Source organism: Ensifer adhaerens (assembly GCF_002940685.1).
Lineage (GTDB): Bacteria > Pseudomonadota > Alphaproteobacteria > Rhizobiales > Rhizobiaceae > Ensifer > Ensifer adhaerens_E.
Window position 1 is genome coordinate 405,716 of sequence record NZ_PNFP01000005.1, and the last position, 10,897, is coordinate 416,612.

Below are 10,897 nucleotides of genomic sequence, written 5' to 3' on the forward strand. Positions count from 1 at the left end.
CCGCCCAACGAAATTAGAGCGCTTGATCTAATAATCGAATGGCCTGCAAGGAGAACCGGCGATGCGCAAGATCGACCCCGAAAAACACGCCGCCAGACGTCAGCTGATTCTCGATGCGGCTATCGCCTGCTTTTCGCGCAAGGGCTTCCATGGCACGTCGACAGCTGAGATCTGCGCCGAGGCAGGCATGAGCCCGGGCAATCTTTTCCATTATTTTCCGACCAAGCACACCATCATCGCTGCGATCGTGGAAGAGGAGCGTCAAGAAACGGCGGAGATTTTCCGAAAGCTGGGCGAAGAGGAGGATCTGTTCGCCGCAGTGCTGGGCTTCATGGATAGCGTCCTCGAGCTGGCGGGCGATCCTGCCTATTCGAGCCTCGCGCTCGAAATCGCCGCCGAGGCGATGCGTGACGAGCGCATCGGAGCGCTTGCCACGGCAAATGATGCCGAACTCCAGTCGGCGCTCGTGGCACTCCTGCGCAACGCGGCCAGCCGAAACCAGATCGACCGGGCGATCGACGCGGAAGGTGCTGCCCGCTGGATCGCCGCGATCATCGACGGCATCTTCAGCAGGGTCGCGGTCGATCCCGGCTTCAGGCCGAAGGAAGAAGGCGTGCTGATGCGGCGCCTTGTGAGCCGCTTTCTGCGCGCAGGAGACTGAGCCCGTGATGCGAGAAGACCGCAACGGCCTTTCGGCCGATTGCGGTCTTCGGTTTCCCGGCCTGCCCCGGCTTGACCCAGAGGCAGGCTCGCCGAGGCGATCTCAGGAATGTTTCTGGATGATGCCGTAGACGATGTTCCGGTTGGCCCCGAAGAACACGCGCGCATCGATGGCGGACTTTCCGGCGCTCTTGTGGATGATGTTCCACATGTCCGCCTCGGAACGCAGCAGCAAGGCCCAGTTCATGAAGCTTTCCATGTAGCCGTCGACACCGATGTCCTGGGCGAAGTTGGCGAAGAGGAAGACACCGTTCGGCTTCAGCATCTGCAGGCAGCGGTGCGTCAGCTTGATGGCCACCTTGTCGGCGAGATAGTCATAGAGGCCGGCCGCATAGATGAAGTCGAACTTGCCGAGCTTCTGATCCCTGCCGAGCAGGCTGCGGACGGAGCCGTCGACCGCCTCGATCGCGGTGCCGCGGAAATCCCGGCTGATCGATCCGACACTGAGAGGATCCTGATCGAGCGCCACCCAACGCTTGACCCGGCCTTCCTGGAGTGCCGCCGAGCGATTGGCTTCGCGAAGGTGACCGGCGGCGATCGTCAGGATTTCCGCCTGACCGCCCCGACCCGCCGCGATCTCGTCGACGTGGCGCGTCAGGATATCGCGACGCTCGCGCACCGCCACCGAGGAGGAGGCGTCCTTCGTGTATTCGTAAAGGGCGCGCCCGACCGGCGAAGCCCGTTCGATTTCGCCGGCAACGCTCGCATGGCCGTAGATAAAGTCGAGCAACTGCGCGTCACCCGAATATCCCCTGGGCTTGTCGAACGACCACCGCGTGAACGGATCCTGCAGGAAGTAATCAGCGACCGGGTGGTCCTGGGCAAGAGGAATTAGCTCCTGCCACACGCTGGGGTGGTACTTGGCGCGGGTCTCATGGAGGGACGCGGCGAGCCGGTGGATAATTTTCGACGGCTCCGTCCCTTGAATGAATTGTTCCTGAGCGACCCTGAGAATCAATGCGAGCTCGGCCTTTGCGGTCGAAAGCTGTTCGTCATGCCGTTCGCCCCGGGGCGAAACGAACTCATCGGCCATTGCCTTGGGAGTTATGAGGCTCTGACCGTCGAAAACAGTCTGAAATTGGCGCACGCGAGACCATCCATTAAAGGTTTGTTAACAATAGTCGCGAAGATGCGCGCATTACGGCTCGGATTGCAAGTTTTTGTATATAATAAGGTAAATACTGGAGGCTCACCCCTTTGGGTTATGCCGATTCGCAGATGCCCTGACCCATTAATTTAACAAAACTTAATGGACACCTCCTATCATGCCTCGCAGCGTTTCCCGCCCTTGTTGCAGATAGGGTGTGGCAAACACGCAGGGAGTGTCCGAAACAACGTCCATTGATGGAAAAGCGACGACAGATTTCCGTTGAACGTGACGAAACTCGATGGATCAGTGCATGAAGCACACGTTGGCCGACGTAGTTGACATCGACCTACACAAGCAGCCGCACAGGCCGCACCTGGCTGAGCTTCAGACTCTCTATCGCATGGAGGGCGAGGCCGGCCGACGCGCTTCGACCCGACAAGGCTTGTGGGTTGCCGTTGTCGTTTACCTGCTCTTCTTCATCCCGGACATTCTGCTCGTCCCCGACGTCGCCTTCTATACGATCGTGGCGCGCCTCTTCGTCGGTATCGGCTCGCTTCTGACCTTCGAGGTCCTGTTTCGGCTGAAGGCCCAGACCAAATGGCTCGACGGCACCTGCGCCGCAGCGCTCGTCTTCGGTTACATCGGCTGGCTCGTGCCTGCGATGATGACGGCCGATACGAACAGCATGTCCTACTACATGATCTTCGGCGCCATTTTCATGATGGGCGCCAATCTCTTCTTCAGCCTTCGGTTCCGCCTCTCGGTGATCGCCTCCAGCATCGTGCTGGCGACGTTTTTCATCGCACTGTCGTTCTTTTCCGAACACGACCCCGCCTATCTGATCGCCTTCGGGACGTTCTACGTCTCCTGCTTCGTCTTCACCTCCTATGTGAACTGGAAACTCAACCGCGAGCGCTACAAGGTATTCCTCAACGCTTTCGAGGCGAAGATCCAGCAGAACGAAGCCTCGGAACGGGGCATGGCGCTTCTGCGGCTGTCCAACACCGATCCGCTTACCGGTCTCGACAATCGCCGCGCCATCGATCAGCAGCTGCGCGACTACTGGAACGATTGGCAGAAGTTCGGCAAGAACTTCACCGCCATGCTGATCGACGTCGATTTCTTCAAGAAATACAACGACTGCTACGGCCATCAGGAGGGCGATCGCTGCCTCATTCTCGTGGCCAATGCGCTCGGCGAAGCGATCAGGGACTATCATGGCTCGATCGGCCGCTACGGCGGCGAGGAGTTCATCGTCCTTGCCCGCCTGGACACGCGCGAGCAGGCGGCCGAGCTTGCGGAAGTCATCTGCCGCACCGTTGAAAACATGGGGCTGATCCATGAGCAGCGGCGCGACGGCGTGTCCATCGTCACCGTCAGCGTCGGCGCGGCGTTCACCCGTAACCACACCGGCGCCAAGCTCGAAAAGATCATCCACGAGGCCGACCGCGCCCTTTACGCCGCCAAGGCGAGCGGGAGAAACTGCTCGAAACTGTTCGACCCGAACGATCCGCAGAGCAGCGACGAGAGCGAAAACATCGCGGCGCTCCTGAAGATCGCAATCGACCAGAATCTCGTGTCCCTCGTCTATCAGCCGATCATCAACGTGACGACCGGCGAGGTCGATGCGGTCGAAGCCCTCATGCGCCTGACGATGCTCGACGGCACATCTGTGCCGCCGAGCCTGTTCATCCCCGTGGCCGAGCGGACCGGCGCCATTCTCGATCTCGGCCGCTGGGCGATCAAGACCGTCTGCCGCGAGCTTCTGGTCGACAATCACATCCCTCTCGTCAGCGTCAACGTCTCGCCGATCCAGTTGAAGACACCGGGCTTTGCGACGTCGGTCGCCGCGATCCTCGGAGAGACAGGGGTCGCCGGCAGCCGGCTCGCCTTCGAGATCACCGAGGGGCTCGAGATGGAGATGCATTCGGGTATCCTGCGCTGCATCAGCGACCTGGAGACGCTCGGCATCCGGATATGGCTCGACGATTTCGGAACCGGTTTCGCCGGCCTCTCCTGGCTGCGCCTGATCGATTTCGACACCGTGAAGATCGACCGGTCTTTCCTGCACGATTGCTCGACGCCGAAAGGCCGCGCGATGCTGCAGGACATCATCGGGCTCGTGCGCAACCGCGGCCACAAGATCCTGATCGAGGGCGTGGAAACCGACGAGCAGCTGGCCCTGATGCGGCGCTTCCGCATCGACCATGTGCAGGGTTTCCACGTCGGGCGCCCTGCGCCTGCGGACATGTTCCGCAGCACGCCCACCGACAAGCCACGCATCCCGCTCAGAAATAGCGTCCGCTCCTAGCGGTCGTTTCGCTTCACACGCCGCACGTTTCGTGCGGCGCGTGACGGAGCCGCGACCGACGGGAATGCGCCGGGCTGCTCTGCTGTTTGGCGCCGATCGATGACGGCGCGACAAGAGCGCGGATGAACTCCGCGCCCTGAGGATTTTCGGCGCAGGTCCCGAACGCTCTCGTCGGCAAGAGGACGATGAAGGCGGCACGAATAGATGTTGCACTCCGGCGGAACAGGTGCGTAGGATACGGGAGTTTACACTGCCGCTGGATGCAATCTCGCATTGTGCCCATGGAGGCGCGTGATGACCACCGGGGATCAGCAGGACGTCGGCGTCGAAGCGAGCACATCGCCGCCCAGCAGCGCGGACGTTCTGGCGCAGCTCGAACGCATTCGCCTGAGCGCCGAATTCGACGCTCCTGACCGCGACCGCAAGTTCCTCGCCTATGTCGTCGAGGAAACGCTGGCCGGGCGCGGCGACCGCATCAAGGCATATTCCATCGCCACCGAGGTTTTCGGGCGCGGCTCCTCGTTCGACCCGCAGACGGATCCGGCCGTTCGGATCGAGGCGGGCCGTATTCGACGGGCGCTCGAACGCTATTACCTCGTTGCCGGCCGCAACGACCCGATCGTCATCAGCATGCCGAAGGGCGCCTATGTGCCGACCTTCGAAAGGCGGGCCGACAACCGGCCCGCAACCGTCAAGGCAAGTGCAGCACCGTCGCAAGAAATGCCGCTCAGCCGGCGTGATCGCCGCCCGGTCATGTTCGGGGCCGCGGCGCTCGTCTGCGGCCTCGCCGGGCTGTTGGCGGGCTTGCCGTTTCTTCCGGGCAGCAATGCAGCGACGGGCGGTTCCGACCGGCCGAACATCCCGAAGCTGATCGTCACGCCGTTCGAGGACCTCTCGGGAACCCGGCAATCGGCGATGATGGCGCGCGGTCTGACGGACGAAGTCGTCGGCAACCTTGCCAGGTTCAAGGAGATCGTCCCGGTCACCCGCGACGATCCGGCACGCAAACCGGGCGATCGCGCCTATGCACTGGAGGGACGGGTAAGGCTTGAGGGCGAGCGGCTCCGGCTGGTCGTGAGGCTCGTCCAGCGATCCGACGGGTCCGTGGTCTGGGCGAACACCTACGACGAACGACTGCAATCCGGAGAGGTCATCGATCTGCAGGCGAGGACCGCGGCCGCGGTATCGAGCGCCGTGGCAGAACCCTATGGCGCGGTCTTTCAGGCAAGCGCCGCCGAGCTCAGACGTTCCGTTCCCAAGGAGTGGCAGGCCTATGCCTGCACGCTCACCTACTACGACCATCGCGGCGACGCCGATCCGCAATCCCATCGCTCCGTCCAGGACTGCCTGCAGCGCACGACCCGGCAATTCCCGACTTACGCGACCGCCTGGGCGCTTCTGTCGATGAGCTATGTCGATGCGCTCCGCAATCGCTTCGATCCCGCGACATCAACGGGCATGCTGGCGCTGGCCGGCGAAGCGGCGGCGCGCGCGGTTGATCTCGCCCCCCTCGACGTGCGCGCCCTCGAGGCGCAGATGCTCGTCCTCTTCGATCGCGGCGAAGTCGATGCCGCTCTCGCCGTCGGCGCCCGCGCGCTCGCCATCAATCCCAACGACACCGAGCTTGCGGGCGCGTATGGCCTCCGGCTGGCACTTTCGGGCGAATGGGAGACCGGCTGCAAACTTCTGTCGGATGCCACCGCGCGCAGCCTCGGACAGACCGGGGTTTTCGAGGCAGCGCTGGCTACCTGCTCCTATTTCGCGGGCGACTATGCTGCCGCCGAGCGATGGGTGCGCCTTGTCAAACCGGACGCCAGTCCGGCCGACCGGCTCCTTCTGCTTGCTATTCTCGGCAAGCTCGGCAAGACGGACGAGGCTAGGCAGCAGCGACAATGGTTGGAAACCAACGCCCCGGCCCTTCTCGGTGATCCCGGGCAGGCGCTTGCCTTTCAGTTTCGCCGTCCCGAGGATCAGCACCGTCTGTTCGACGGCCTGCGCGCCGCCGGCGTTCCCGTCCCCGAAGCCGAGTATCAACAGGCAGGTGGCGCCGGCGCGATACGCTGATCAGATATTGCCGGGCTCCAGCCCGGTGTCGTGGGTCGCGGGGTCGGGCGGGATTTTATCCGGCGCCGCATCCGAGCGCGCCCAGACCATCAGCAGATCATGCACGACACTCAGCACGATCGGCCCGAGAAAAAGGCCGATGAGGCCATAGGACAGCGTACCGCCGAGCACGCCGAGCAGAATGACCAGCGTCGGCGTCGACAGCCCGCGCGCCACCAGGATCGGCTTCATCACATTGTCGATGACAAAGAGCGGGATCAACAGGATCGTGAGCAGCAGCGCCGGGCCGAAGTCCATGGTGGCCCAGGCCCAGATCATGACGGGCAGCAGCACCAGCGCCGGGCCGATCTGGATGATGCAGAGAACGAGCACGACGAAGGCGATTGCACCGGGAGCCGGCACGTCGAACAGGCTCAGCACCAGTCCGCACAGGAATGCCTGCAGCAGCGCGACACCGATGACGCCGCGCGCCACGTTGCGGATCGTCGCGGTCGCGAGCTTGAGGAAGCCGATGCCGCGCTGGCCGCCGATCCGGCCGGCAAAACGCTGCGCCATTTCCGCCAGCCGTTTCGCGGAGCCGAACAGAAAACCCGCGATCAACACGGAGACGACGAAACTCAGAACCTCGGCGCCAACGCTCGCGACCTTGCCGAGCACCTTGCTGCCCGCCTGCATGAGCGAGGGCTCGAGCTTGCTCAGCAGCGCTTCGATATTGCCCGATGCCATGCTCCAGGCGGCATGGATGCGTTCTCCGACGACCGGCCACTCGCGGATGTAGTCCGGCGGTACCGGCACGCGCAGCGAACCGTCCGCAAGTCTTGCAAGCAGCGCCTGCAACCCTTCGGCAAAGCTGATCGCGATGGCGGTCAAGGGGGCGACGATGACGGCAAGGCACGTCAGCGTGATCAGGAATGAGGATAGCCGTCGCGAGCCGAGCAGGCGCCCAAGCCGGGCGTAGGCCGGAAAGAGCGCCACCGCAAGAATTGCCGCCCAGATCAGAATGATCGCGAAAGGCGCGATCAGCGTGAGTGCCCAGTAGGCCAGCAGCCCGACGATGCCGATTCTGGCGATATCCGTGATCTTCGCCTCGATGGAGGGAGATCCGCTCGTCCCGTCACGGATCGCATTCGTTCGGGGAGGATCCTCGACCATTTTCGTCCCCTTCCCTCCTCGCAAAACCGCAGACAGCTGCAAGCCCTGTGCGCCCGACACCTTGCAGGCGTTCTACCGTCACGTGGATGGCACGCTGCCGGCAACCGCTGGGCAGTAACATACAGTAGAATACGCCTGCCGGACTTCCCGATCCGCCGGCCTCCTCTAGAGATTCCAATGACTGACGGCGACAGGATCAGGAACTGCCGCGCGATCAGCTTGCCATTGCAAGATCAGGAAGCGTCGACAGGGGGCTGTCCCGCGCACGTTGAAAGCGCCCGCGCCACCGCCAGGCAGTACACGAGGGAGGCTGGATAGATGGTCAAGAAGACGCTCATCGCGCTCGGCGGCGCAATCGCGGTTCTGGTCGCAACACCCGTTACGGCGGTTCTTGCGCAGCAGACGGCAACGGCGCCGGCCGCGCAGGAACAGACGGCCCCCGAGCCGCTCAGCGATGACGAACTCGAGGTCCTGGTGGCGCGCATCGCACTTTACCCGGACGAGTTGGTGGCGCTGATCTCGGCCGCCGCACTCTATCCTCTGCAGATCGTCGAGGCGGAGCGGTTCCTGGAGGCCCGCGAGAAGAAACCCGACATGAAGCCGAAAGACGACTGGGACGGCAGCGTCATATCGCTGCTGAACTACCCCCAGATCGTCAAGATGATGAGCGAGGATCTTGAGTGGACGCAGTCCTTCGGCGACGCGATCGCCAATCAGCAGAAGGACGTGCTGATGGCCATCCAGCAACTGCGCGACGAGGCGGTCGCCAAGAACATCATCAAGACCGACGACAAGGTGAAGGTGGTCCAGGAGGGCGACAACGTCGTTATCCAGGCGGCAAACCCGGAAACGATCTATGTGCCGCAGTATCCGCCGGAAATGCTCTACGAGCCGAACTATGCGCCGGCCCCGATCGGCTACTATGACGAGCCCTATCCCGCCTACTGGTATCCGGGTGCGGCCTTCTTCGCCGGTGCGGTCACGGGCGCCGCCTTTGCGGCGATCGTCGACTGGGATGACTGGGGCGTGTGGGGCGGCGGCTGGAACGGCGGCGACATCGATATCGACTGCGACAACTGCTTCAACAACATCAACGGCAAGCTCAAGTGGAACGACGTCGACTGGAAGAACGTCGATCGCAGCAAGATCAAGTTCGACCGCGACCAGCTCCAGAAGTTCGACCGCAACAGCATCAAGAACAACATCAAGGCGAACGGCAACAACAACCTGCGCAACCGCGCCGCCGAGATCAATCGCGACCGGCCGAACGCGCGTCCCGGCGGTGGCGGCGGCGGCCAGATCAGGGATGTGCGCAAGAGCACGCTCGAAGGGCTGAAGGCGCAGCAGAGACCGGCCGCCCGTCCCGGCGGCGGTGGAGGCGGGCAGGCGATCGCCAAGGCGCGCGCCGGGGATGGAAAGCCAAGCATCAATCGCGCGGGCGGCAACAAGCCGTCCCAGGTCAACCGCAGCGGCGGCAAGAAGAAGATGGCGGCAAAGGCGCAGAACCGGCCGAAGAAGCCATCGGGCCTTGGCAACGTCAATTCCGGACGGCGCGAGGTCGCTTCGTCACGCCGCGGCGGTCAGAGCCTGGGTGGCGGCCATCGTGGCGGCGGGCGCCCGCAGATGAGTCGTGGTGGCGGCCGGCCGCAGATGCACCGCGGCGGCGGCGGGCGCGGCGGCGGCGGCCGCAGACGTTGATCGGATCACAGGAGAACGACGATGACAAAGCTCTTTAATTCGCTTCTCCTGGGATCAGCGATGGCGCTGGTTCTGGTAGCAACGCCGATCGGCTCCGCCTATTCCCAGGACAAGCCGCCAGCAGATCAACCTGCCGGAGATCAGCCTGCAGGAGATCAACCGGCGGCCGATCAGCCGCCGGAAGACCAGATGGTGGGCGGCCTCGATGCCTATGCCGCCGCCGAGGATCCGCCGGCCTTCGACGATCCGGCGAAAGCCATCGACGAATTCAAGGCAAAGCTTGCGGCGGATGATTTCGACGGTCTGGCCAAGCTTTTGGGGCTGAATGCCGAGAAGCTGAAAGACAGCGAAGGTGTGAGAGATACGTTCGCCCTTATCCGCGAGGGGGCGGCCCGCAATGTCGTCGTCCGCGATCTGGAGGGCCGCAAGATCCTGCAGATCGGCGACCGGCTCTGGCCCTTGCCCTTCCCGCTCACCAAGGGCGATGACGGCAAATGGGCCTTCGATACCTATGTCGGGCTTGAGGAGATCGTCAATCGCCGTGTCGGCGAGAACGAACTGCAGGCGATCGACACGGTCGAGGCCTATGTCGATGCCCAGAAGGAATACGCCTCCGAGGATCGCGACTCCGACGGCGTGCTCGAATATGCCCAGAAGCTGATCAGCACGCCCGGGCAGACCGACGGTCTCTACTGGCCGGCCGATCAGGGTGACGGCGAAAGCCCGGTCGGCGACGCGATCAGCGAAGCGGCTCTGGAAAAGGCAAAAGCCGGCGAAGGCTATTTCGGCTACCGCTTCCGCATCCTGACATCGCAGGGCGACAACATAGCCGGCGGCCGCTATGACTATGTGATCAACGACAACATGATCGGCGGCTTTGCCCTGATCGCATGGCCGGTCACCTATGCGGAGACAGGCGTGAAGACCTTTGTCGTCAACCAGCAAGGCATCGTCTACGAGCGCGATCTCGGGCCGAGCACCGAAGCGATCGTGCCGTTCATCGACCGCTTCGATCCCGACGACAAGTGGAACGTCGTGGCAGACTAGGCGAAGGGCACTTCGAGACGCCGTTGGCTGAAGCGAGCGACGGATCGCTTTGCTCGACCGGTCCTAAAGTGGTTCTTGGGCGCTTCTTAGGGGCCATCAAGAGACCCGATATCTTCGCGGCCCGACCGGGCCTGCGGTGAAGGAGGTGCGCTCCGGGAAATGGGTCCCGACACGGTGGGCGACGTTGGCAGGGCCGAGGCCGAGCCGCCGCGCCGGCCCCACGGGGGCGCGGCATTCGCGACGGTCAGGTTGAGCCTGTCCCCGAACTTGCCGCACGGATCAGCATTTCGACCTTGCCGCTGGAGCGGTCGCCGCCGCGTTGACGGCGTTCTCGACCAAGGGCTCTGCCGGATCAGGCTTGGAACATTGGCATTCCCGAGTACGCGCGGAACATCGATACGAACGGCCATCCGGTCCGAAAGCCGCGCTCCTTCTCGATGTCGCGATATTCCTTCCGCAAGGCGATCTCCTCGGCGAACCTGAGCTCGCGCATCGGATCGGGTTGCAACGTCGGGCGTAGGAACGCCGAAAGCGGCATGGTCATCCGCTCCGCCCGCTCCGTTTGCGCCGCCGTTGCCCGCGCTTGTCCGTTAGCGCGCCCTGCCGCTGCCGCTGCCCCTGCCCTGGCAGTGCTGGGTTTTACGGCTGACGTCTCCGGCTTTTGGGTTGTTCTGGTTTATGTTTTGTGTTGTTTGAACGTCAAAAGCCCGCCGGATTTCTCTCGGCGGGCTTTTTTTGATTTGGTTGCGGGGGCAGGATTTGAACCTGCGGCCTTCAGGTTATGAGCCTGACGAGCTACCGGGCTGCTCCACCCC

At 63.3% G+C, this 10,897-nt stretch carries 8 protein-coding genes; 5 read left to right on the forward strand and 3 right to left on the reverse strand.

Going from position 1 to position 10,897, the window contains the following annotated elements:
• The first annotated feature begins 61 nt into the window (after nucleotides 1–61).
• Nucleotides 62–661, forward strand: a complete 600-nt coding sequence (locus C1A35_RS12935; protein ID WP_104664695.1) for a TetR/AcrR family transcriptional regulator — start codon at nucleotides 62–64, stop codon at nucleotides 659–661.
• A gap of 102 nt (nucleotides 662–763) precedes the next feature.
• On the opposite strand, the gene C1A35_RS12940 is transcribed toward C1A35_RS12935, so the two are convergent.
• Nucleotides 764–1,807, reverse strand: coding sequence for a class I SAM-dependent methyltransferase (locus tag C1A35_RS12940; RefSeq protein WP_104664696.1), 1,044 nt, complete (start codon nucleotides 1,805–1,807; stop codon nucleotides 764–766).
• 313 nt (nucleotides 1,808–2,120) lie between these two features.
• On the opposite strand from C1A35_RS12940, the gene C1A35_RS12945 reads away from it, so the two are divergent.
• Nucleotides 2,121–4,121 (forward strand): putative bifunctional diguanylate cyclase/phosphodiesterase, encoded by a 2,001-nt coding sequence (locus tag C1A35_RS12945; protein WP_199772923.1) that lies wholly within the window; start codon nucleotides 2,121–2,123, stop codon nucleotides 4,119–4,121.
• 294 nt (nucleotides 4,122–4,415) lie between these two features.
• Complete coding sequence (locus C1A35_RS12950) at nucleotides 4,416–6,185, forward strand: hypothetical protein (protein ID WP_104664698.1); 1,770 nt, start codon at nucleotides 4,416–4,418, stop codon at nucleotides 6,183–6,185.
• On the opposite strand, the gene C1A35_RS12955 is transcribed toward C1A35_RS12950, so the two are convergent.
• Entirely contained in the window at nucleotides 6,186–7,337 is a 1,152-nt protein-coding gene (locus tag C1A35_RS12955; protein ID WP_104664699.1) for an AI-2E family transporter, read from the reverse strand.
• A gap of 318 nt (nucleotides 7,338–7,655) precedes the next feature.
• Between C1A35_RS12955 and C1A35_RS12960 the strand changes: the two genes are divergently transcribed.
• The gene (locus C1A35_RS12960; protein WP_104664700.1) at nucleotides 7,656–9,035 is read left to right on the forward strand and encodes a DUF3300 domain-containing protein; all 1,380 of its coding nucleotides are present in this window, start codon (nucleotides 7,656–7,658) and stop codon (nucleotides 9,033–9,035) included.
• A 21-nt stretch (nucleotides 9,036–9,056) separates the two neighbouring features.
• Nucleotides 9,057–10,082 (forward strand): DUF2950 domain-containing protein, encoded by a 1,026-nt coding sequence (locus tag C1A35_RS12965; RefSeq protein ID WP_199772924.1) that lies wholly within the window; start codon nucleotides 9,057–9,059, stop codon nucleotides 10,080–10,082.
• Nucleotides 10,083–10,434: 352 nt separating this feature from the next.
• On the opposite strand, the gene C1A35_RS12970 is transcribed toward C1A35_RS12965, so the two are convergent.
• Nucleotides 10,435–10,626: a hypothetical protein gene (locus C1A35_RS12970; RefSeq protein ID WP_104664701.1), complete on the reverse strand. Its 192-nt coding sequence runs from the start codon at nucleotides 10,624–10,626 to the stop codon at nucleotides 10,435–10,437.
• Nucleotides 10,627–10,897 lie beyond the last annotated feature (271 nt).

What these genes read in the sequence shown, in the direction of transcription:
- C1A35_RS12935 (WP_104664695.1), top strand. Translation starts at nt 62, where the DNA reads ATGCGCAAGATCGACCCCGAAAAACACGCCGCCAGACGTCAGCTGATT.
- C1A35_RS12945 (WP_199772923.1), top strand. Translation starts at nt 2,121, where the DNA reads ATGAAGCACACGTTGGCCGACGTAGTTGACATCGACCTACACAAGCAG.
- C1A35_RS12950 (WP_104664698.1), top strand. Translation starts at nt 4,416, where the DNA reads ATGACCACCGGGGATCAGCAGGACGTCGGCGTCGAAGCGAGCACATCG.
- C1A35_RS12955 (WP_104664699.1), bottom strand. Translation starts at nt 7,337, where the DNA reads ATGGTCGAGGATCCTCCCCGAACGAATGCGATCCGTGACGGGACGAGC.
- C1A35_RS12960 (WP_104664700.1), top strand. Translation starts at nt 7,656, where the DNA reads ATGGTCAAGAAGACGCTCATCGCGCTCGGCGGCGCAATCGCGGTTCTG.
- C1A35_RS12965 (WP_199772924.1), top strand. Translation starts at nt 9,057, where the DNA reads ATGACAAAGCTCTTTAATTCGCTTCTCCTGGGATCAGCGATGGCGCTG.
- C1A35_RS12970 (WP_104664701.1), bottom strand. Translation starts at nt 10,626, where the DNA reads ATGACCATGCCGCTTTCGGCGTTCCTACGCCCGACGTTGCAACCCGAT.